This is a genomic window from Pusillimonas sp. SM2304 (assembly GCF_031628915.1).
Lineage (GTDB): Bacteria > Pseudomonadota > Gammaproteobacteria > Burkholderiales > Burkholderiaceae_B > Pusillimonas_C.
In genome coordinates this window covers 561,087-581,429 of record NZ_JAVLUJ010000002.1, presented here as the reverse complement: position 1 = coordinate 581,429, position 20,343 = coordinate 561,087, and the positions used below count along the sequence as shown (strand labels likewise).

20 protein-coding genes are annotated in these 20,343 nt (G+C 60.4%); 5 read left to right on the top strand and 15 right to left on the bottom strand.

The annotated features are described in order from the left end of the window. Nucleotides 1-28: 28 nt before the first annotated feature. The 6 genes from RE432_RS11720 to flhD form a co-directional block, all read right to left on the bottom strand. Nucleotides 29-529, bottom strand: coding sequence for a chemotaxis protein CheW (locus RE432_RS11720; protein WP_310933592.1), 501 nt, complete (start codon nucleotides 527-529; stop codon nucleotides 29-31). A 27-nt stretch (nucleotides 530-556) separates the two neighbouring features. After that, complete coding sequence (gene cheA / locus RE432_RS11715; RefSeq protein ID WP_310933591.1) at nucleotides 557-2,599, bottom strand: chemotaxis protein CheA; 2,043 nt, start codon at nucleotides 2,597-2,599, stop codon at nucleotides 557-559. Nucleotides 2,600-2,726: 127 nt separating this feature from the next. After that, entirely contained in the window at nucleotides 2,727-3,674 is a 948-nt protein-coding gene (gene motB / locus RE432_RS11710) for a flagellar motor protein MotB (protein WP_310933590.1), read from the bottom strand. A 9-nt stretch (nucleotides 3,675-3,683) separates the two neighbouring features. Next, nucleotides 3,684-4,556, bottom strand: a complete 873-nt coding sequence (gene motA, locus RE432_RS11705) for a flagellar motor stator protein MotA (RefSeq protein WP_310933589.1) — start codon at nucleotides 4,554-4,556, stop codon at nucleotides 3,684-3,686. A gap of 186 nt (nucleotides 4,557-4,742) precedes the next feature. Further along, entirely contained in the window at nucleotides 4,743-5,354 is a 612-nt protein-coding gene (flhC, locus tag RE432_RS11700; RefSeq protein WP_310933588.1) for a flagellar transcriptional regulator FlhC, read from the bottom strand. A gap of 23 nt (nucleotides 5,355-5,377) precedes the next feature. After that, a complete protein-coding gene (gene flhD, locus RE432_RS11695; protein ID WP_310933587.1) occupies nucleotides 5,378-5,701 on the bottom strand; it encodes a flagellar transcriptional regulator FlhD in 324 nt (107 codons plus the stop codon). A gap of 461 nt (nucleotides 5,702-6,162) precedes the next feature. Here flhD and RE432_RS11690 point away from each other — a divergent pair, with 461 nt between their 5' ends. Further along, the gene (locus tag RE432_RS11690) at nucleotides 6,163-6,573 is read left to right on the top strand and encodes a C40 family peptidase (RefSeq protein WP_310933586.1); all 411 of its coding nucleotides are present in this window, start codon (nucleotides 6,163-6,165) and stop codon (nucleotides 6,571-6,573) included. A gap of 65 nt (nucleotides 6,574-6,638) precedes the next feature. On the opposite strand, the gene RE432_RS11685 is transcribed toward RE432_RS11690, so the two are convergent. The 7 genes from RE432_RS11685 to RE432_RS11655 all read right to left on the bottom strand — a co-directional run bounded on the left by RE432_RS11685 (nucleotide 6,639) and on the right by RE432_RS11655 (nucleotide 14,262). Beyond that, complete coding sequence (locus RE432_RS11685) at nucleotides 6,639-8,234, bottom strand: glycerol-3-phosphate dehydrogenase/oxidase (protein WP_310933585.1); 1,596 nt, start codon at nucleotides 8,232-8,234, stop codon at nucleotides 6,639-6,641. A gap of 15 nt (nucleotides 8,235-8,249) precedes the next feature. After that, nucleotides 8,250-9,980 carry an ABC transporter substrate-binding protein gene (locus RE432_RS11680; protein WP_310933584.1) on the bottom strand — a complete coding sequence of 577 codons (1,731 nt, stop codon included), beginning with the start codon at nucleotides 9,978-9,980 and terminating at the stop codon, nucleotides 8,250-8,252. 93 nt (nucleotides 9,981-10,073) lie between these two features. Beyond that, nucleotides 10,074-10,382, bottom strand: a complete 309-nt coding sequence (locus RE432_RS11675) for a DUF2160 domain-containing protein (protein WP_310933583.1) — start codon at nucleotides 10,380-10,382, stop codon at nucleotides 10,074-10,076. Nucleotides 10,383-10,403: 21 nt separating this feature from the next. Beyond that, a complete protein-coding gene (locus RE432_RS11670) occupies nucleotides 10,404-11,219 on the bottom strand; it encodes a carbohydrate ABC transporter permease (protein WP_310933582.1) in 816 nt (271 codons plus the stop codon). Further along, the gene (locus tag RE432_RS11665) at nucleotides 11,209-12,105 is read right to left on the bottom strand and encodes a sugar ABC transporter permease (RefSeq protein WP_310933581.1); all 897 of its coding nucleotides are present in this window, start codon (nucleotides 12,103-12,105) and stop codon (nucleotides 11,209-11,211) included. The genes RE432_RS11670 and RE432_RS11665 overlap by 11 nt, the downstream gene beginning before the upstream one ends. Beyond that, nucleotides 12,102-13,178, bottom strand: coding sequence for an ABC transporter ATP-binding protein (locus RE432_RS11660; protein ID WP_310933580.1), 1,077 nt, complete (start codon nucleotides 13,176-13,178; stop codon nucleotides 12,102-12,104). Before RE432_RS11660 ends, RE432_RS11665 begins: the two co-directional genes overlap by 4 nt. 1 nt (nucleotide 13,179) lies before the next feature. Continuing rightward, nucleotides 13,180-14,262, bottom strand: coding sequence for an ABC transporter ATP-binding protein (locus RE432_RS11655; protein WP_310933579.1), 1,083 nt, complete (start codon nucleotides 14,260-14,262; stop codon nucleotides 13,180-13,182). A gap of 133 nt (nucleotides 14,263-14,395) precedes the next feature. On the opposite strand from RE432_RS11655, the gene RE432_RS11650 reads away from it, so the two are divergent. Then, nucleotides 14,396-15,175: a DeoR/GlpR family DNA-binding transcription regulator gene (locus tag RE432_RS11650; RefSeq protein ID WP_310933578.1), complete on the top strand. Its 780-nt coding sequence runs from the start codon at nucleotides 14,396-14,398 to the stop codon at nucleotides 15,173-15,175. A gap of 50 nt (nucleotides 15,176-15,225) precedes the next feature. Next, nucleotides 15,226-16,719: a glycerol kinase GlpK gene (gene glpK, locus RE432_RS11645; RefSeq protein WP_310933577.1), complete on the top strand. Its 1,494-nt coding sequence runs from the start codon at nucleotides 15,226-15,228 to the stop codon at nucleotides 16,717-16,719. Between the two features lie 73 nt (nucleotides 16,720-16,792). On the opposite strand, the gene RE432_RS11640 is transcribed toward glpK, so the two are convergent. Continuing rightward, entirely contained in the window at nucleotides 16,793-18,106 is a 1,314-nt protein-coding gene (locus RE432_RS11640) for a HipA domain-containing protein (RefSeq protein WP_310933576.1), read from the bottom strand. Then, on the bottom strand, nucleotides 18,103-18,429 hold the full coding sequence (locus RE432_RS11635; RefSeq protein WP_310933575.1) for a helix-turn-helix transcriptional regulator: 327 nt from the start codon (nucleotides 18,427-18,429) through the stop codon (nucleotides 18,103-18,105). The genes RE432_RS11640 and RE432_RS11635 overlap by 4 nt, the downstream gene beginning before the upstream one ends. A 193-nt stretch (nucleotides 18,430-18,622) precedes the next feature. On the opposite strand from RE432_RS11635, the gene RE432_RS11630 reads away from it, so the two are divergent. Together RE432_RS11630 and RE432_RS11625 are read left to right on the top strand one after the other, a co-directional pair. After that, on the top strand, nucleotides 18,623-19,789 hold the full coding sequence (locus RE432_RS11630; protein ID WP_310933574.1) for a class I SAM-dependent methyltransferase: 1,167 nt from the start codon (nucleotides 18,623-18,625) through the stop codon (nucleotides 19,787-19,789). Nucleotides 19,790-19,870: 81 nt separating this feature from the next. Continuing rightward, the gene (locus tag RE432_RS11625) at nucleotides 19,871-20,338 is read left to right on the top strand and encodes a TM2 domain-containing protein (protein WP_310933573.1); all 468 of its coding nucleotides are present in this window, start codon (nucleotides 19,871-19,873) and stop codon (nucleotides 20,336-20,338) included. Nucleotides 20,339-20,343 lie beyond the last annotated feature (5 nt).

Below are 20,343 nucleotides of genomic sequence, written 5' to 3'. Positions count from 1 at the left end.
CACACCGGGCCGACGATGGCGGCCGCCTTTACGCCACTGCGTTTTCCACCAGCGCCATTTCCTCGCTGGTCATGAGCTTTTCGATATCGACCAGGATGAGCATGCGTTCGCCCAGCGTCCCGATGCCGGTCAGGTACTCTGTGGAAAAGGCCGTGCCGAACTGCGGCGCGGCGCTGATCTGCCCAGGCTGCAGCATCAATACGTCGGATACGCCGTCAACGACCACCCCGACCACGCGCGACTGCAGGTTAAGAATGACGACCACGGTCTGGTGGTCGTACTCGACACGTTCAAGATTGAACTTGATGCGCATGTCGACGATAGGAACGATGATGCCGCGCAAGTTGGTCACGCCCTTGACGAACGAGGGGACGTTGGCAATGCGCGTCACGCTTTGGCTGTCGTAACCGCGGATTTCTTGAACCTTCAGGATATCGATCCCGTATTCCTGGGCAGCCAAGGTAAATACCAGGAACTCCTGGCCGGCGGTATCCGCATGCTCGGCGTTGGTGTCGAATTTTGTAAACATGGCTTTCTCCGAAACTTTAAATAGGCCTTAGACCGTCGTTGTTTTGTCACGCGTGACGCGCATCAGCGCGAACACATCAACAATGAGCGCGACACTGCCATCGCCCAGGATGGTGGCGGCCGAGACGCCCGGTATTTTTCTATAGTTCGATTCGAGGTTCTTGACCACGACCTGATGCTGTCCGATCAGGTGATCGACCAGCAAGGCAAAGCGCACGTCCTCGGCCTGCAGGACCACGGCAATGGAACGCGTGATCTCGGTTTCCGCCCCTTCGACGGCGAAGACGTTGTGCAAGGCCACCATCGGCAGGTATTCGCCGCGCACGTGCAGGACATACTCGGTTTCTGAAATACGCCGGATCTGGTCGGCAGAGGGCTGCATGGATTCGGTGACGTGGCTGAGCGGAAGAATGAAGGTTTCTTCACCCACCCGCACCGACATGCCGTCGAGAATGGCCAGCGTAAGCGGCAGGACGATGCGCGTGGACGTCCCCTGCCCCGGCCGCGAGCTAAGCTGAATATGCCCGCCCATGCCCTGGATGTTGCGCCGCACGACATCCATGCCCACGCCGCGGCCCGAGATGTCGGTGACCTTCTCGGCCGTCGAGAAGCCCGGCGCAAAGATCAGCTGCCACAGTTCGTCATCGGGCGTGTTTTCGGACACGGCCATGCCCTGCGACAGGGCTTTCTTGAGAATACGCTCACGGCTCAGCCCCGCGCCATCGTCGGACACCTCGATCACGATCTGCCCCCCGTGATGTTGCGCCGACAGCACCATATTGCCTTCCGGGCTCTTGCCCACTGCCTTGCGCGCTTCCGGCGACTCAATGCCGTGGTCGATACTGTTGCGCACCAGGTGCGTCAGCGGGTCGATGATGCGTTCGATCAGGCTCTTGTCCAGTTCGGTCGCCTGCCCGTAGGTCGTGAGCTTGATCTGCTTGCCCATTTTTGCGGCGCTTTCCCGCACCACGCGCGGGAAGCGGCTGAAGACATAGTCCATAGGCATCATGCGTATGGACATGACTGCCTCCTGCAGGTCGCGGGCGTTGCGCTCGAGCTGCTCTATACCATTGAGCAAGCGGTCGTGCAGGACCGGGTCGAGCGTTGAAGCCGTTTGTACCAGCATGGCCTGGGTGATGACCAGTTCGCCCACCAAGTTGATGATCTGGTCGACCTTTTCGACACCGACGCGTATGGTGGAGCTGCTGGATGCCGCCGCGGGGGCTTTGTTTTCCTGCTTGGCCGGAGCTGCCGGCACGGGCGTTGCCGCCTTGGGCTGAGCCGGCGGCGCTTGAGGCGCCGCGGCGGCTTGCGGCTCGGGTTCAACCGGGGCCGGCGCAGGCGCTGCGGCCGCCTGGGCGGGCACTGCCCGGCGCGCGATCTCGACCTGATCATCGTTGACAATGAAGCAGCACACCGCCTGAAGGTCGTCAGACGTGGCGGTGGTGCTGAGCCATATGGTCAGGGAATCGGGCGTTTTTTCCTGATGCAGGACATCTCCCAGCAAAGCCATTTCGGCCGCCAGGGCCTCCGAGTCCTTGGGGTTGAGCCGCGTCAGGCTGACGCACAAGGGCAATGCGGCATCTTGCTGCGGCGCCGACGCGGCGGCCGGTGCGGGCGGCGGTGCGGCGGCAGCCGGGCTGGCAGCCGCTACAGGCGCGGACGCGTCCTTTTTTTCCAGCGCCAGCTCCCGAAGCTGGGCACAAATACGCTCGTAGGCCTCTGAGTCGGGCTGTTGCGCATTCCGATAGGCGGATACTTGCTCTGTCAGCACATCTTTGGTTTCCAGAAAAAGGTCGATCATGTCTTTGCGCAGCGGCATTTCGCCCCGGCGAATGTAGTCCAGCAAGTTTTCCAGCAGGTGGGTCGTGTCGGCCAACTGGCCGAAACAGCCGAACGTTCCCGCGCCGCCCTTGATGGAATGGGCGGCCCGGAAAATGGCATTGAGCTGATCGGCATCAGGGTCGTCGATGTCCAGGCCGAGCAGCAATTGCTCCATATCGGCCAATAACTCATCCGCCTCGTCAAAAAACGTTTCGAAAAACTGGCTCAGGTCGACGCCCGCACTCATGCTTTCTTCCTTTTACTGTAGCGCTCTGTCATCTGCTTCATCCGCTGGAGCCTGGCTGTTGTGATGGTTACTCGATGCTGATGCCCACCGGGACCGGGCCTGCCGCACGCCGGAGGCCTTTCAGCGGCTACTGCCCGCCCAACGTCCCGGGCAACATAAGGCCTGGCAACACGGGCAGTCCCGGCAGATCCAGGGCCGGCCCGGGTTCCAGCAAATCCTTCAGGTTGGCGTTAGACGCGCCGGCCGCATTCTGCTCGTCGATGCGCCGCTCGGCACGCTGATTCAGCACAACAATGCTGATGCGCCTGTTAACGGCCGCGGCCGGATTATCTTTAACCAGGCTGACCGAGGCGGCGAGCCCCAGAATCTGCTTGATCTTGGGTTCATCCATACCCCCAGCCACCAGCTCTTTGCGCGCTGCATTGGCCCGGTCGGCGGACAGTTCCCAGTTGCTGTACTCGCGCTCGCCCGTCGCATACTGGATCGAATCGGTATGGCCGGCCACCGTCAGGCTATTGGGCAGCTTGTTGAAAACGGGGCCGAGCTCGCGCAGGATATCCCGCATGTAAGGCTGCACCTGGGCGCTGCCGGTGGCGAACATAGGCCGGTTCTGCTTGTCGATAATCTGTACCCGCAAACCGTCGGGGGTCATATCCAGCAGCAACTGAGGCCTGAACTGCTGCAATACCGGGTCGGTCTGTATCAGCTCTTCCAGCTCGGCCTTCAAGTCCTCCAAACGCCGCACATCGCGCAAATCGCCCTCGGTATGGACATCGCCGCGCGACGGTATGGGGTTGGGATTGGGAATCACGCTGGGGGAACCAGACGGAATCACGCTGCTGCCGCTGTCGTTCTTCATCCCGCCCGTGATCGCGGTCATGAGCGGCATGCGGAAGTACTCGGCGATGGCCTGCAAGTCTTTTTGAGGAACCAGCGACAACAGCCACATCACCAGAAAAAACGCCATCATCGCCGTCATGAAGTCGGCGTAGGCGATTTTCCAGCTTCCGCCATGCTTGTTGGCGGCGACGACGCGCTTGCGCCGGATGACGATACGCGGCTCGGACTTTCTCATGACCGCCTGCTACGCCTTCTTGCCAGCCGTACGGGTCTGGCGCACATGGTCTTCCAGTTCCATGAATGAAGGACGAAGATGGGAATACAGCACCTTGCGCCCGAACTCCACCGCCAGTTGGGGCGGATAGCCGTTCATGCTGGCCAGCAAAGTCACCTTGATGCATTCGAGCACTTTCGAAGACGCCACCGTGCGGCGCTCGATGGCCGATGCCAGCGGCGCCACGAAGCCGTACGCCAGCAAAATGCCCAGGAAAGTCCCCACCATGGCCTTGGAAATCAAGTCGGCCAGAATGGCGGGCGGCTGATCGACCGAGGCCAGCGCCTTGATCACGCCCAGCACGGCCGCCACAATCCCGAAGGCCGGCAAAGCATCCGCCACCACATGCAGGGCATGCGCGGGCACGTTATGCTCGTGATGGTGCGCTTCGATCTCTTGATCCATGAGGGTTTCGATTTCATAGGAGCTCATGTTGCCGCTGATCATCAAGCGCAGGTAATCGGTTATGAACTCCATCAGGTTCTTGTCGCGCAAGACCCGCGGGTATTCGGTGAAAATCGGGCTGGTCTCGGGTTCTTCGACGTCGGACTCGATAGACATCAGCCCATCGCGGCGCGCCTTGTTCAGCAGTACATACAACAGGGCCATGAGCTCCATGTACAGGTCTTTACTGTAGGGGCTCTTCCGGATGACGACCGGCAAGGCCTCGACCAGCAACTTCATCGACTTGCCATTGTTCGACGCAATATAGGCTCCCAGCGCCGCGCCGCCTATCAGCACGAACTCAAATGGCTGATACAACGCGCCCAGATGCCCGCCCAAAGCGACAAAGCTTCCGAATACCGAGAAGAATACGATCAGAAACCCAATGAAAATAAACACGGATACGCCTTCAGTAAACACATAGTGGGTATGATCCCCTGTTTTCGCCCTGACAAAAGCGCCTTTCAAGGGGGGTTTTTAAGCCTAAATCCGGGCTCTAGAAAAAAAGTCCGCTCTACAGCAAAAAAAACCGCCTGGGGCAATCCGAGGCGGGATGGTTTTTGCACGGCCTGGGGCGGGATGGGGTCAATTCGCCACGGGGCTGGCTTTGGCGGCGGCCTGGCGGGCCGACCGCAGGACGCCGGCCGGGGTTTTGTCGGCGGCGGCTTTGGCGCGCGTCTTTCCGGCGCGGGGAGGCGGCCGGCAAATGGCGCATACAAAGTCGTTCTGCGGATCATGCGCATGCGCAACGAATCCGCCCCTGCACCGCACGCAATGCGACAACTGCACCATATTGCTGTCGAAAAACCTGACCAGCATCCAGGCGCGCGTGAAGCTGAGCACAGGCTCTTCGCCGGCATCGGCGCTGCGGCCCGCCGACGATTGCTCCAGGTACAGGCGATAAGCCTCGACCAGGGCGCGCGACTTTTTGGCCGGCGTATAGGCGTCCATGTATTGATAGACGCTATAGAACATGCTGGAATGGATATTGGGCAGCCAAGTCATGAACCAATCAACGGAAAATGGCAGCATGCCTTTCGGAGGGGAACACCCCTTGATTTCCCGGTACAGCCTGGCCAAGCGATCGTAACTCAGGCTGGTTTCGGCCTGCAGGACCTGCAAGCGGGCGCCAAGCTGTATCATTTCAGTGGCAAGACGAATTTCTTCGGCTTCGCGCGCTACACTTTTAGTTGCCATGGTAAGTACTGACGCCGCCTTGATTATGCCGTCTGCTCGGCAGAGCGCTGCGACAAGAGAATGGTCGAGTGCGCCTGTTGCAGCACGCCACCCAATACATCCTGGGTCAACGACGACAGCAGATCGTAGTCATTCAGGCGGAATTTGCAAATGAGCTGGCTGGAGCCGGCCAGCTTGACCAATTGAGCAGGAGACAAACGCATGACGATGTCGGCAACATCGGAGTCAAAACCGAGGCGGAACATGCCCGCCGCATAGTTCTCGCGCAACAGGCGCTGAGCCAGCATCAAGTACGACAAATTGACTTCTTGAATATCGCTTAATGACGAATTGTCTGTTACGGGCATTTTGCCCTCCTTGGTTGAAAACCGGTAGCTCACTAAACAAGCAGGTTGATGAAGCCGGCCGAGTGCTAACAAATGTTAATAAAATGACAAAACTTTCTAGCGTGTATCTTTTTGGCGTTACGTTTTATTTCGGTCGACACTTACAAAATACTCATTGAACTGGCTGTTTTTATGCATATTTTGTATGCTCAGGCAGGAATAGTATCAAAGATATAAAGAAATTTACATTACAGTCGCATCGATGTTACACAATATACATGAAAATACACTCGGATTTGTTACATATTAATGTTTAAAAACAACGTAAAACCAACAGTTGAAGTTACATTATTGTTACTACTATGACTTGCATGATTTGCATTGCGGCCCGAAAAATCCGGATGTCAGCTGCCCTGATAGGGCTACTGTTGCTCGCCGCCTGCGCCGGTCCGAAATCCGTTCCGCCGTCGCAGGGCCCGGATATGCCGCCCCCCACCATTGCGCTCGACCCCGGCCAGCGGGGCGACGTGGTATTGACCGCGCTGGGCCTGCTGGAAACGCGCTATCGTTATGGCGGCGCCGTGCCCGACACCGGGTTCGACTGCAGCGGCCTGGTCGCCTACGTATTTGGCCGTGCGGCCAGCCAGCCGCTGCCGCACAACACGGCAGCCATCGCCCGCCTGAGCCGGCCTATCGCAACGCAGCGGCTGGAGGCGGGCGATTTCGTTTTTTTCAATACCCTGAACCGATCTTTTTCACACATGGGTATCTATATAGGCGACGGGCGCTTCGTGAACGCGCCCTCGACGGGTGGACGTGTGCGCATTGATTCTATGGACAATCCTTATTTCGCGCAGCGTTTCGAGTCGGCCCGGACCCTGTTCGGCTCATAGCGCGCCCTTATTATCCAGGCGTTGCCGTTACGGCCCCCGCTCCCTTATCGCTTATGCCAGCTGGCTCAAGCGGGCAGACGCTGGTAGTGTTCGGTCAGCGCCAGAAACTCGTCCAGCTTGGGATCAACACCGGTTTCCTCTAGCATGATCGCCGCCACAGACGCCGCCACTTGGCCAGCCAGCTTCGCGTCCAGAAACAACAGGCGGGATCGTCTCGCCAGGACGTCTTCGACGCTGCGTGCATATTCATACCGCGCCGCAAAACGGATCATGGCCTCGCTAAGACCCGGCGCAAGGTCGGTGCCGGCGCCCGGCAAAGCCTGGATAAAGCCGGCCTCGGCGCCATAGGCCAGCAAACCCGGCGCCTGGGTGATCGATGTGCGTTCCGGGCGGCCCGTTGGCGCACCCACCAACTGCAGGCTGTCTGTCCTGCCGGGCGGGAGCCGGCCCAGCAGCGCGCTATCCACGCACTTTTGCAAGGTGTCTTCCGCCATGGCGCGGTATGTCGTCCATTTTCCGCCCGTTACGGTCACCAGGCCGCTGGGGCTGACCAGCACCGTATGTTCGCGACTGATCTTCTTGGTATTGTCGCCTTCGTTTTCGGGCGGCCGCACCAGGGGGCGCAGCCCGACCCAGATACTTTTCACATCGGCGCGCGTGGGGGCGCGGCGCAAATACTTGCCCGCCTCGCCCAGAATGAAGTTGACCTCTTGCGCGAACGCATCCGGCTCGCGCGACAAGTCATGCCGCGGCGTATCGGTGGTGCCCAAGATGACTTTGCCCAGCCAGGGCACGGCGAACAGCACCCGGCCATCTTCGGTCTTGGGCACCAGCAAGGCATGATCGCCGGGGAAAAACTCGCGGTCGACGACCAGATGCACACCCTGGCTGGGCGCCACCATGGCTTGCACCGCCCGGCCGCTGGCCTCGCCGTCTTTTTGACGGATCTCGTCCACCCAGACACCGGTGGCATTGATGACGCAACGCGCCCTGACGGCGTAGTCCTGACCGGACTCGGCATCAATGCAGCGCACACCCGCCACCCTGCCCTGATCATGCATGAGTTCGGTCACCGGACAATAGTTGAGCAGCAAAGCCCCTTGCGCCGCAGCGGTACGCGCCAGCGCCAAGGCCAGCCGCGCATCGTCGAACTGGCCGTCCCAGTATTTCACACCGCCTTTCAAGCCCTGCTCTTTGACGCCCGGTATGCATTCCCGCGTCCGGCGAGCATCCAGGAATTGCGTCGCCCCCAGCCCCGCCTTGCCCGCCAGCGCATCGTACACTTTCAAGCCCACGCCATAGAATGGCGTTTCCCAGCATTTGTAGCTGGGCATGACGAACGGAAGCGGCCTGGCCAGATGAGGCGCGTTCCGCAGCAAGGTGGCGCGCTCATGGAGTGCTTCCCGCACCAGGGCAATATTGCCCTGGGCGAGATACCTTACCCCCCCGTGCACCAGCTTGGTTGCGCGCGACGAGGTCCCCTTGGCAAAATCGTGCGACTCTAGCAGGACCACCGACAGCCCGCGCTGGGCCGCGTCCAGAGCCACCCCCAGGCCGGTCGCGCCGCCGCCGATGATGGCCAGGTCGACCTGGTCCAGCCCGGCGAGCGCCGTGATTAACTGAGCGCGCCCGGATGCTTGGGGGGAAACGGAAGTAGTCATGAAAAAGGCCTGATTTTACCTTACCTTGCCCTCTTTCCATGCGCTCAGCAAGGCATCGTAGGCCACCGTTTCACCTTTGGGGCTTTCGTTGTCGAGCTTCTTCCAGGGCGCCTGCTTGTCACTCAGCCATTTGGACGGATCGCTTTCAGGGTTGAGCTTGGGCGCGCAATGGCTCATGCCTGCGCGCTCCAGCCTTGCCATGACGGCGTCCATCTCTTTGGCCAGGCTGTCCATGGCTTGCTGAGGCGTCTTTTCCGCTGTAATCGCGGTCGCCACGTTCTTCCACCACAGTTGCGCCAGCTTGGGATAGTCGGGCACGTTCGTACCCGTGGGGGTCCAGGCCACCCGCGCCGGACTGCGGTAGAACTCGATCAGGCCGCCGTAATTATTGGCATGTTGAGTGAAATAATCGCTGTGAATGTCGCTGTCGCGAATAAAGGTAAGCCCCACAATGGATTTCTTGAGCGACGCCGTTTTGGACGTCACGAACTGGGCATAAAGCCAGGCCGCCGCCACTTTCTTGGGATCGTGATCCTTGAAGAAGCTCCATGAACCCACGTCCTGGTAGCCGTTCTGCATGCCGTCCTGCCAGTACGGGCCATGCGGCGCCGGCGCCATGCGCCATTTTGGCGTGCCGTCGTCGTTCACCACAGGCAGGCCTTTCTTGGTCATGTCTGCCGTGAATGCCGTGTACCAGAAGATCTGCTGGGCAATATGGCCTTGGGCCGGTACGGGGCCGGACTCGCTGAAGGTCATGCCCTGCGCTTCCTTGGGCGCGTACTTCTTCATCCAGTCTATATATTTGGTCAAGGCATAGACGGCCGCCGGTGAGTTGGTGGCGCCGCCGCGCGATACCGACGCGCCGACCGGGGTGCATTTGTCATCGGCAACGCGTATGCCCCATTCGTCGATCGGCATGCCATTGGGCGTGCCTTTGTCGGCCGTGCCCGCCATCGATAGCCAGGCATCGGTGAAGCGCCATCCCAACGACGGATCCTTCTTGCCGTAATCCATATGGCCATAGATGGGCTTGCCGTCTATGGTCTTGACGTCATTGGTAAAGAAGTTGGCTATGTCTTCATAGGCCGTCCAGTTCACAGGCACGCCAAGCTCGTAGCCGTACTTGGCCTTGAACTGATCCTTCAGGTCTTGCCGCGCGAACAGGTCGGCGCGGAACCAATATAGATTGGCGAACTGCTGGTCGGGCAATTGATACAGCTTGCCATCAGGCGCGGTGGTGAACGAGGTGCCAATGAAGTCCTTGATGTCCAGGCCCGGGTTGGTCCATTCTTTGCCTTCGCCGTTCATGTAATCGGTCAGCGACAGCATGTTGCCATAGCGATAATGCGTTCCGATCAGATCGGAGTCGGAAATCCAGCCATCGTAGATCGACCGCCCGGACTGCATGGAGGTCTGGAGCTTCTCGACCACGTCGCCTTCCTGGATCAGATCGTGATGCACGGTGATGCCGGTAATCTCCGCAAACGCCTTGGCCAGCGTCTTGGATTCGTATTCGTGGGTGGTGATGGTTTCAGAAACCACCGATATTTCATTGACGCCCTGCTCTTTCAGTTTTTTGGCGGCCTCGATGAACCACTTCATTTCAGCCAGTTGCTGATCCTTGCTCAAGGTAGAGGGCTGAAACTCGTTATCAATCCATTTCTGGGCTTCGGCTTCGCCAGCGAAAGCCTGGCCCGAGACCAGGCACGTGATGGCTAGCGCCAATGCGGTACGACGAAATAACATTGCTGTCTCCTAGGTAGAACCGTCCCCGTTGCTTTGTCCTGTTGCGCGGTTCCGGGGGATGGTCGGATTGCGCAACAACAGCCAAACAGCCATTCAGCCCTTGCGCATGATGAAAGCAAGGACCAACATCGACACGACAAAACTGATCCAGATACTGGGCTCGTGCTCAAGGCTGAGCCAGCCTGCCAGGGATTCGGCCAGGCCCAGGAATCCCAGGTTGATGTAGGCAGCGACCAGCAGGCCAATGAAAAGGCGGTCGCCCCGTGTGGTGGCCATAGGCAGGAAACCCTTGCGCAAGGTGGTGGGGCTTTTCATTTCCCAGATCGTCATGCCCGCCAGCATCAGGCCAATGCAGACAAAAAAGACGGCGACCGGCAAGGTCCACATCATCCAGCCAAACATAGTGCGCTCCTTGTGCGGGCCTTACACGCGGCCCATTGCAAAACCCTTTGCAATATAGTGGCGGACGAACCAGATGACGATGGCGCCCGGAATGATGGTCAGCGTTCCCGCCGCGGCCAGTGTGGCCCAGTCCATGCCCGACGCCGACACAGTGCGGGTCATGGTGGCCACGATGGGCTTGGCATTGACGCTGGTCAGCGTGCGCGCCAGCAGCAGTTCGACCCAACTGAACATGAAGCAGAAGAATGCCGCCACGCCCACGCCCGACTTGATGAGCGGCAGGAAAATAGTCAGGAAGAAACGGGGAAAGCTGTAGCCGTCTATATAGGCGGTTTCGTCGATCTCGCGCGGGATGCCGCTCATGAAGCCCTCTAGTATCCACACCGCCAGCGGCACATTGAACACCAGGTGGGCAAGCGCCACCGCCCAGTAGGTATCCATAATGCCCAGCGTCGAGTACAGCTGGAAGAAAGGCAGCAGAAACACAGCCGGCGGCGTCATGCGGTTGGTCAACAGCCAGAAGAAAACGTGCTTGTCGCCCAGGAAGCGATAACGCGAGAACGCGTAGGCGGCCGGCAAGGCGACCGACAGGGAAATGACCGTATTGAGCGCCACGTAGATCAGGCTGTTGATATAGCCGCTATACCAGGAACGGTCAGTAAAGATGGTGATGTAGTTGTCCAGCGTAAAGTGCTGCGGCAGCAGGGAAAAGCTGGACAAGATACCGGCATTGGTCTTGAAGCTCATGTTGACCATCCAGTAGATGGGCAGCATGGCAAACAACAGGTACAAGATCAAGAAGAGGCTGCGCTTTTTAAACCGCTTCTTATTGTTCATGATCGGCCTCTTTGCTTTGCGTGCCCACCCTGAGCATCCAGTTGTACAAAATAAAGCAGAACAGCAGGATGATCAGGAAGTAGATCAAGGAAAATGCCGCGGCCGGCCCCAGGTCGAATTGCCCCACGGCCTTCTGTGTCAGGTATTGGCTTAAAAAAGTGGTGGCATCGCCCGGACCGCCGCCCGTCAATACAAAGGGCTCGGTATAGATCATGAAGCTGTCCATGAATCGCAGCAGGACCGCAATCATGAGCACGCCGCGCATCTTGGGCAGTTGAATGTAGCGGAACACCGCAAACTTGCTGGCGCCGTCGATGCTGGCGGCCTGATAGTAGGCATCGGGGATGGAGCGCAGGCCCGCATAGGCCAGCAAGGCCACCAGCGGCGTCCAGTGCCAGACATCCATCAGCAGCACCGTGAGCCAGGCTTGAGTCGGGTTGCTGGCATAGCTGTAATCAATGCCCAGCATGGACAGCGCGCGCCCCATCAGGCCAATGTCGGTGCGCCCGAAAATCTGCCAGATCGTTCCCACCACATTCCAGGGAATCAGCAAGGAAAGCGCCACCAGCACCAAGACGGCCGAGGCCTTCCAGCCCGAGGCCGGCATGGACAGGGCCAGCATAATCCCCAAGGGGATTTCTATGGCCAGGACCGACAGGGAAAACAGCAACTGGCGCAGCAATGCCGCATGCAGGTCCTCGTCGCGCATGACGGCGGTAAACCATTCCGTGCCCACGAAGACGGCCCGGGTCGGCGAAATGACATCCTGCACGGAATAGTTGACGACGGTCATCAGGGGTATGACGGCGGAAAAAGCAACGCACAGGCATACGGGCAGAATCAGCCACCACGCCTTCTGATTGACGGGTTTGACGTATTGACTCATGTGATGAGCTCCTCGTTCCGGTAGAAGCAGGCCTGCGGGCCGAACAGCCCCAGCCCGATGGCCTCGCCGATGCCGGGAAGCCTGTGCTCCAGTCCCAGCCGCGCGCGCACGGTGTGCGGGCCGACGCGGGCCGTCAGCAACTGATAGGTTCCTACGTGCTGCACTGCCTCGACGGTGGCTTGCACGACGCCCGGCTCGTCCAATGGCGCCGGCTGCGTGTATTCCGGCCGTATTCCCAACTTGAGCTGGCCCTGGCCAGCTGCCAGACCGGCAGGCAAGGCGACGGCCTGGCCTGCCAGGGTCGCCACCCCATCGTCCACATCGATGGGTAAAAGATTCATGCCCGGCGAGCCGATGAAATGTCCGACGAACGTATGCGCCGGCCGCTCGAACAATGCTTGCGGCGTTCCCATCTGTACGACACGCCCGCGCGACATCACCATGATCTGTTCGGCGAATGTCAGGGCTTCGACCTGATCGTGGGTGACGTAGATAAGGGTGAGCTTGAGTTCGTGGTGGATTTGCTTGAGCTTGCGGCGCAACTGCCATTTAAGATGCGGATCGATGACGGTCAGCGGCTCGTCGAACAGCACCGCCGAGACGTCGGAGCGCACCAAGCCGCGCCCCAGCGAGATTTTCTGCTTGGCATCGGCCGACAGGCCCGCGGCCCGCTGATCGAGCTGGTGGCTCATGTCGAGCATTTCGGCAATCTGGCCGACACGCGCTTTGATCTGGGCGGCGGGCACCTTGCGATTGCGCAAGGGAAAGGCCAGGTTCTCGCCCACCGTCATGGTGTCGTAGACAACCGGGAACTGAAAGACCTGGGCAATATTGCGCTGCTGTGGCGTGGCCGAGGTCAGGTCGACGCCGTCGAAATGCACCGTACCGCGGGAAGGCGTCAGCAGGCCGGAGATAATATTGAGCATGGTCGTTTTGCCGCAGCCCGAAGGGCCCAGCAAGGCGTAAGCGCCGCCGTCTTCGAACGTCATATTCAGCGGCAGCAAGGCGTAGTCGTCATCGCTTTGCGGGTTCGCCCCATAGGCGTGCGAAAGGTCCAGGTCGATGCGGGCCATGTCAGTACTCCCCCGCCCTGGGCGGCGCCAGCACCAGGCCGCCATCGTGGTCGAACACATAAATCGAAGACGAAGAAAAGTGCAAGGTCAGCGCAGCGCCGATATCGAAATGGTGCACGCCGGGTATCTGGGCCACCACGTCGCCGATGCCGCTGGACAAGTGCACATAGGTATCAGAGCCCGAAATCTCGGCCAGCAGCACTTTGCCCTGCAAGACCTGATCGCCTTCCCGGGCATGCAGCCGCAGCGCACTGGCGCGCAAGCCCACAGTAACGGCCTGCTGCGCATGCGCGGCCTCGCCTGGCAACACGCCGTGCACAAGCAAGCCGCCCGGCAGCTGAACGCCACCCGCCACCCGCGCTGCGCTGAAGAAATTCATGGGCGGGTCGCTGAATGCCCGGGCGACCCGCAAGGACTTGGGAAAGTGAAAGACCTCGGCGGCGGGCCCGTACTGCAATAGCCTGCCCTGATCGAGCACCGCCGTATAGCCGCCCAGCAGCAAGGCTTCGCCCGGCTCGGTGGTGGCGTAGACCACCGTGGCATCGGTGCTGCGAAAGACCTGGCTGAGTTCTTCGCGCAGCGCTTCGCGCAGCTTGTAATCAAGGTTGACCAGCGGTTCGTCAAGCAGCATCAGGGGCGCCTTCTTGGCCAGCGCCCGTGCCAGCGCCACGCGCTGCTGCTGCCCGCCCGACAGTTCGGCCGGCAAGCGGTCCAGAAACATGCCGATATGCAGCTTGTCGGCCAGCGACTGAACCTGTTCCCGAATCTGCTTTTCGCCGCGCAACTTCAGCGGAGAGGCGATATTCTGCCGGACTGTCAGGGAGGGGTAATTGATGAACTGCTGATAGACCATGGCAACGTTGCGCTGGCGCACAGGCTGGCCGGTGACATCGCGGCCATCGACCATGACCTTGCCGGCGGTGGGCGCATCCAGGCCGGCCATGACACGCATCAGGCTGGTCTTGCCGGATTGGGTTGCGCCAAGCAAAACAGTGACCGCGCCCGGCTGGGGACTCAGGCTCATGTCGTACAGCCAGGTTTCGCTGCCTACCTTCTTGCTGATGCTCTCGAGCGTCAACTGCATGGCTTGTCTCGCATTTATTGTTCTATTCTGCGCATTATTGTTCGTTTCTGCGTATATTTCCCTTGATGAAAACCCTAGGATCGATTCCTTTTGTTTCGTTGTAAATTCGTTTTGTTGCATGGAAAACAATAAAATGAACCCGAATCCCCGCCAAATCAAGCTGCTGCAGCATGTGCACCAGCACCACAGCAGTACGGTCGACCAGCTGGCCCTTCATCTGGGCGTGACCGTGCAAACCGTCAGGCGCGATCTGCAGCGCCTGTCGGAAGCCGGGCTGCTGGCGCGCTTTCATGGCGGCGTCCGCCTGCCCAACTCAACCATAGAAAACATTGCGCATCACCAGCGCGAGAGCCTGCATGCCGAGGGCAAGCGCCGCATCGCCCAGGCGGTGGCCCGCGCCGTGCCCAACGACTGCTCGCTGCTGATCAACATCGGCACCACCACTGAAGCCATCGCCAAGGCCTTGCTGCATCACACCGGCCTGCGCGTCATCACCAACAACATCAACGTCGCCGCCATCCTGAGCCGCAATCAGAACTGCGAAGTCATTGTCACAGGCGGTGTGGTGCGCCCCCGGGACTACGGCATTGTCGGAGAGGCGACCGTTGACTTCATCCGCCAGTTCAAGGTGGATATTGCGTTGATCGGCATTTCCGGCATTGAATCGGATGGCTCCCTGCGTGATTATGATTATCGTGAAGTCAAGGTCTCGCAGGCCATCATTTCGCACGCGCGCGAAGTCTGGCTGGCGACCGATGCCAGCAAGTTCAACCGTCCCGCCATGGTGCAGGTGGCCCAGCTCAGCCAGATCGACCGCCTGTTTACCGATGCCCAGCCTCCCGACCCCTTCCCCGACCTGCTGGCCCACGCCCAAGTGCAATGCGATGTCGCCCAGGAGCGAACCGCCTTGTAGCCCCGCCTGGATGCCCGTACACTTCACTTCAGCCATTCTCCAGAACCGTCATGACCTATCTACTTGCACTCGACCAGGGCACCTCCAGCACACGCAGCATCGTTTTCGATCAGCAGGGAAATATCGTGGCGCTGGCCCAAGAAGAGCTGACGCAGATCTATCCCGAGCCCGGCCAGGTCGAGCACGACCCCATGGAAATCTGGCAAACGCAGTTGACGACGGCGCAGCAGGCCATCGCCAAGGCCGGCCTGACCGCCCGGGACATCCATGCCATCGGGATCACCAACCAGCGCGAAACCACGGTGGTCTGGAACAGGAAAACCGGCGCCCCCCTTTATAACGCCATTGTCTGGCAGGACCGGCGCGCCGAACCGACCTGCGCTCAATTGCGCGAGCAAGGCTTCGACCGCGTCATCCTCGAGAAAACCGGCTTGCGGGTCGACGCCTATTTCTCGGCCACCAAGCTCAAATGGATACTGGATCACGTCCCCGAGGCGCGCAAGCTGGCCAACAAGGGCGAACTGGCATTCGGCACGATAGACAGCTGGCTGATCTGGCAACTGACCCAGGGCGACAGGCATGTGACCGACGTCAGCAATGCGTCGCGCACCATGCTGTTCAACGTGCACGACAATGCGTGGGACGCCGAGCTGATGCAAATGCTGGACATCCCGCCCGCCCTGATGCCTCAGGTCTTGCCGTCAGGCGCCGAGTTCGGCGCGGCGCAAGCCAGCCTGCTCGGTCACGCCATCCCGATTTGCGGTGTGGCGGGCGACCAGCAAAGCGCGCTGTTCGGCCAGGCCTGCTTCACCGAGGGCATGGCCAAGAATACCTACGGAACCGGATGCTTCATGCTGATGCATACCGGCACGACCTTCCAGATTTCGCAAAATGGCCTGGTGACCACCAGCGCCGCGCAAACCGGCACGCAGCCGCAGTACGCCATGGAAGGCAGCGTGTTCGTGGCGGGCGCGGTGGTGCAATGGCTGCGCGACGGCCTGAATGCCGTGAAGAAAAGCAGCGAGATCGAAGCCTTGGCCCAAAGCGTTCCCGATTCGGGCGGCGTCATGGTGGTACCGGCGTTTACCGGGCTTGGCGCACCCTACTGGAAGCCCGAAGCCCGGGGCACGATTACCGGCCTGACGCGCGGCAGCACCATGGCGCACATCGCGCGGGCCGCGCTTGACAGCATTGCCTATCAAAGCGCTGCGCTGCTGCAGGCCATGAGCCGCGATGCCGTGGCGGCCGGCTCGGCCCCCTTGACCGAACTGCGCGTCGATGGCGGCGCCTGCGTGAACGATTTATTGATGCAGTTCCAGGCCGATCTGCTGGGCATCCCCGTTGTCAGGCCCACCATGATAGAAACCACCGCGCTAGGGGCGGCGTACCTGGCCGGCCTGACCAGCGGAGTGTACCGGGACACCGAAGAGCTATCGGCCCTTTGGCAGGTCGAACGCACCTTCGTGCCGCAACTGCCGCAAGCGGACGCGCAAGCCCTGATGGAACGCTGGGATCACGCCGTACGCCAAACCTGCGCTGAATAATTCCATTTCCAGATCAAGCGTGTACTTTGTCGGCTTTGCTTGCCTTGCGCCGGCAATGTCAAGCCACCCGATATCATTCCGCCTCGCTTGCGGTCAATGCCACGCCGCCATTGAGCCGTTCCAGCACGGCAGCCTGCACGGACGGCGGCGCGTCTTTCAGCAAGGCAGGCCAATCGGCCTGTGCCCGTTTGACCATTTGCCGCGCCAGCGTCAGGTAACGTCCAGGCCGCAATAATCGCGCATTGCCGAGCAATGCCTTGAGGTCGCTCCAGGCAAAGCCGCGCACCGTCTTGTCAATAGCCCGGTTCACCCCGTAGTCGGTATCCGCCACGCTGGCGAACAATGCCGTCACGCAGACGGGATCATAGATGGGCGCCAGTTGGGGGGTGATGCCGTCCGGATAGATGAGCGCCCAGTTTTTCAGATGCGCATCGGTGTTGCCCATGAGGATGAAGGCCACCAACCGCTCGACAAAGGCCTGCAGGTCTTGCGCGGGACGCGCAGACAACTGATCCAGCACGCGCAGCATGGCGGCATAGTCCACCACCATGCTTTTGCCGTATTTGTGCCGCGGCTCGTACTGCAGTGCCTGCGCGAACTCTTCCATATGGATGCGCTGCCCCCCGGGCCCGCGATCGAACCGGGCGACCGCCAGAATCTGCTCGAACGGAAGCTGCTCGGGCAAATCGGCATCGGCACGTGAAATAATCGAGGCATCGGCGCAATCAAGCCCCAGGGCGCCGCAAAGCCGATAGCAGGTGAACTCGTTCGCCACCAGATCGGGATGGCGCAGCGAAGGCAGTTTCAGGATGAACGACCCGGCCTGGCCCCGGCGCTTGACGACATAGCGGCGCCCTTCCTGCACGGCCGAAAACTTGGTGACCACGCCGGGCAGCGACGCGGCGTCCTCGACAGGCGATTCGACAAAACCGGGCTCCAGGACATCCAGGCCCAAGGCGGTATGCCAATGCCTGACGACGTCGGGGACGCCTTGCTCGGCCGGCACGGGTTCGACCTCCAGGGCGCCCATCAAATCGTGGCCCGCCGCAGCCAACAGCTCGAATTCATCATCGGGGGAGCACGCGCGCTCTTGCGCCAGGCGCTCCCGATTATGGCCTTCGGGCAGCAGGTTCTGAAAGAAGACCGGCAGGCGGCCGTCGCTGCGCACCAGCCTGGCATCGCGCGCCGACATCAGGATTTCCCGGGTGGAGGCTTCGTTGGCGCCCAGATAGCTTAAGGACAGCGTCGGCCGCCCGGGATCATTGATGTAGTCGCTATCGAAAGAAACCCGAAGAATGTCGCCGTACTGCGATAGATAGCCGATGGGGCGCCGCCCCCCCGAAGGCCGATGCAAATACATGCGCAGGTATTTAATGAATGTGCTCATGGCTTGCGCGTGCCGCCCTGTTGCGAAGCCAATACGTCGACCACGGAAGCGGGCGCATCGGCCCCCGCGGGCTGGGCCAAAGTACGCCCGCCGGAGCGGATGAATCCATGGACTTCGTGCCGCAGCGACTGCGGCACCAACAACAGTTCCATGCCCATGGCGCGCGCCATTTCAAGCACGGTCGACAAGCGAGGATCAAGCGCGCCGCTTTCAAGGCGCTGTACCGTCATGCGGTTCAGGCCGGCCTTGACAGCCAGTTGCTCCTGCGTCAGCCGCGAGGCCTTGCGGACGGTTTCCAGTTCAGCGGCAATAGAATTGATCATTTAAATACTCTTTACTATCAAAAAGCAATTTAATAGTAGCTTATAACACAGCGTTTGCCAACATAAAAAGATTATTAAAATGATCTTTTTATGTAAAAAGATACTTTTAAATAGCTTTTTACCAAAAAACCAACAGGCCCTTATTCGCCTACAATCAACCTACCCTTGCAAACCCTTCTTCAGGGCCTTATTCATGCCAGCAGCCACAACCGTTCCAGCATCCCGACTTGCCGCCTGGAACGAAGACAATGCGGCCCATACAGCCCTATGGCTGTCCGACACCCAAGGCCCTGCGCCTGCGCGCATCGTTACGGCTGACGATACCCTGAGCGCAGACGCCGCGTATCGACTGATCAGCCAAGGCACATCGCTGCTGTGGCGCGGCGATTTCCAGAACGCACGGCAACTGTTGCAAGCCTTGGCCCGCCGCATAGACAAAAAGCCCTTGAAGAAAGGCCGCCGGCCCGCCCAGGCCCCTGCCGCGACGCCGCTGGACCTATTCAATCGCCATCGTCTTCAGCAATCCCAGCGCAGCGCCTTGCTGAACCGCCTGCTTATCGCACTGGACGCCAACGCGCATATTGGGTTGCGCCGCGCCCCCCAGGTGCAGGACGCCTGCCGGGCCGCCCTGGGCGAAGTCGAAGCGCCTTTCCTGCTGCCCCTGCGCGCCCTGCTGGGCATCATCGGGGCTTACGAATGGCAGAAAAAAGGAATCGCCATCGCCAGCCTGCCCGGCAGGATTCATGTGCCTTACGGCGTGTTCTCGCCCAATCGCGGCGAATACATCGACCTGGTCGCCCAGGCCCCACTGCCCGCCACCGACCTGGCCTTCGATATCGGTACCGGCAGCGGCGTACTAGCAGCCGTGCTGGCACAGCGCGGCGTGCGCAAAATCATCGCCACCGACCTTGACACCCGCGCCTTGGCCTGCGCCCGCGACAACATCGACCGCCTGGGGTTTGGCGCCGCCGTCGAGTTTGAACAGGCCGATTTGTTTCCGGCCGGAATCAGCCGCCTGATTGTATGCAATCCGCCCTGGCTGCCCGCCCGTCCGACCACCGCCATCGAGCACGCCATCTACGACCCGGGCAATCGCATGCTGCTGGGGTATCTGCATGGCTTGCCCGCCCACCTGCACGCCGATGGCGAGGGCTGGCTGATCATGTCCGATCTGGCTGAGCACCTGGGCCTGCGCGACCCCGGATTCCTGGCCGACGCCATCGCTGCCGCCGGGCTGCGCGTCATCGCCCGGCATGACACCACGCCCACGCACGCCAAGGCCGCAGACGCCGGCGACCCGCTGCACCAGGCGCGCAGCGCCGAGCGCACATCACTATGGCGGCTTGGACACTCCCGCTAGCATTCCTTGCCCCTTGATACAAGGAATCTTATTACACTAGGCAGGGACTGAATCATTCACGCCGGGGACCCGGACAACACTATGCTGCAAAAGATTATTCTGGCTATCGCCATATTCATTATCATTCTGGTCGCCCTGACGTTCGGCGAAACCATCGCCTATGATGCCTTCGCCTGGCTCTCGCACCTGACCGGCCTGGTGTTCCACAACTTTTCGGATATCTACTACGCCGCCCGCGACTATGTCAGCACGCACGCCACCAAGGTCGTGATCGCCCTGGCGCTGACCGTGCCCATCAGCCTGTGGATCATCAAGACAAAAAGCAGCGAACTGGAAAAACCCACCAATCACCGCAAGATCGCCATTGTGCTGGCCATCTTCCTGGGCTGGCTCGGCGCCCACCGTTTTTATCTTGGCCAAATCGGCTGGGGCATTTTCTACCTGATCATCTTCTACCTGTTTGCCCCGCTGGTCATCGTACTGGCGCTGATCGACGCTGTCCGCTATATGTTCATGAGCGACGAAGAGTTCGCCCTGGCACGCATCTGACCTGA

Coding starts and splice junctions, on each gene's coding strand:
- RE432_RS11720 (WP_310933592.1), bottom strand. CDS start 529: ATGTTTACAAAATTCGACACCAACGCCGAGCATGCGGATACCGCCGGC.
- cheA (WP_310933591.1), bottom strand. CDS start 2,599: ATGAGTGCGGGCGTCGACCTGAGCCAGTTTTTCGAAACGTTTTTTGAC.
- motB (WP_310933590.1), bottom strand. CDS start 3,674: ATGAGAAAGTCCGAGCCGCGTATCGTCATCCGGCGCAAGCGCGTCGTC.
- flhC (WP_310933588.1), bottom strand. CDS start 5,354: ATGGCAACTAAAAGTGTAGCGCGCGAAGCCGAAGAAATTCGTCTTGCC.
- flhD (WP_310933587.1), bottom strand. CDS start 5,701: ATGCCCGTAACAGACAATTCGTCATTAAGCGATATTCAAGAAGTCAAT.
- RE432_RS11690 (WP_310933586.1), top strand. CDS start 6,163: ATGCCGCCCCCCACCATTGCGCTCGACCCCGGCCAGCGGGGCGACGTG.
- RE432_RS11685 (WP_310933585.1), bottom strand. CDS start 8,234: ATGACTACTTCCGTTTCCCCCCAAGCATCCGGGCGCGCTCAGTTAATC.
- RE432_RS11680 (WP_310933584.1), bottom strand. CDS start 9,980: ATGTTATTTCGTCGTACCGCATTGGCGCTAGCCATCACGTGCCTGGTC.
- RE432_RS11675 (WP_310933583.1), bottom strand. CDS start 10,382: ATGTTTGGCTGGATGATGTGGACCTTGCCGGTCGCCGTCTTTTTTGTC.
- RE432_RS11670 (WP_310933582.1), bottom strand. CDS start 11,219: ATGAACAATAAGAAGCGGTTTAAAAAGCGCAGCCTCTTCTTGATCTTG.
- RE432_RS11665 (WP_310933581.1), bottom strand. CDS start 12,105: ATGAGTCAATACGTCAAACCCGTCAATCAGAAGGCGTGGTGGCTGATT.
- RE432_RS11660 (WP_310933580.1), bottom strand. CDS start 13,178: ATGGCCCGCATCGACCTGGACCTTTCGCACGCCTATGGGGCGAACCCG.
- RE432_RS11655 (WP_310933579.1), bottom strand. CDS start 14,262: ATGCAGTTGACGCTCGAGAGCATCAGCAAGAAGGTAGGCAGCGAAACC.
- RE432_RS11650 (WP_310933578.1), top strand. CDS start 14,396: ATGAACCCGAATCCCCGCCAAATCAAGCTGCTGCAGCATGTGCACCAG.
- glpK (WP_310933577.1), top strand. CDS start 15,226: ATGACCTATCTACTTGCACTCGACCAGGGCACCTCCAGCACACGCAGC.
- RE432_RS11640 (WP_310933576.1), bottom strand. CDS start 18,106: ATGAGCACATTCATTAAATACCTGCGCATGTATTTGCATCGGCCTTCG.
- RE432_RS11635 (WP_310933575.1), bottom strand. CDS start 18,429: ATGATCAATTCTATTGCCGCTGAACTGGAAACCGTCCGCAAGGCCTCG.
- RE432_RS11630 (WP_310933574.1), top strand. CDS start 18,623: ATGCCAGCAGCCACAACCGTTCCAGCATCCCGACTTGCCGCCTGGAAC.
- RE432_RS11625 (WP_310933573.1), top strand. CDS start 19,871: ATGCTGCAAAAGATTATTCTGGCTATCGCCATATTCATTATCATTCTG.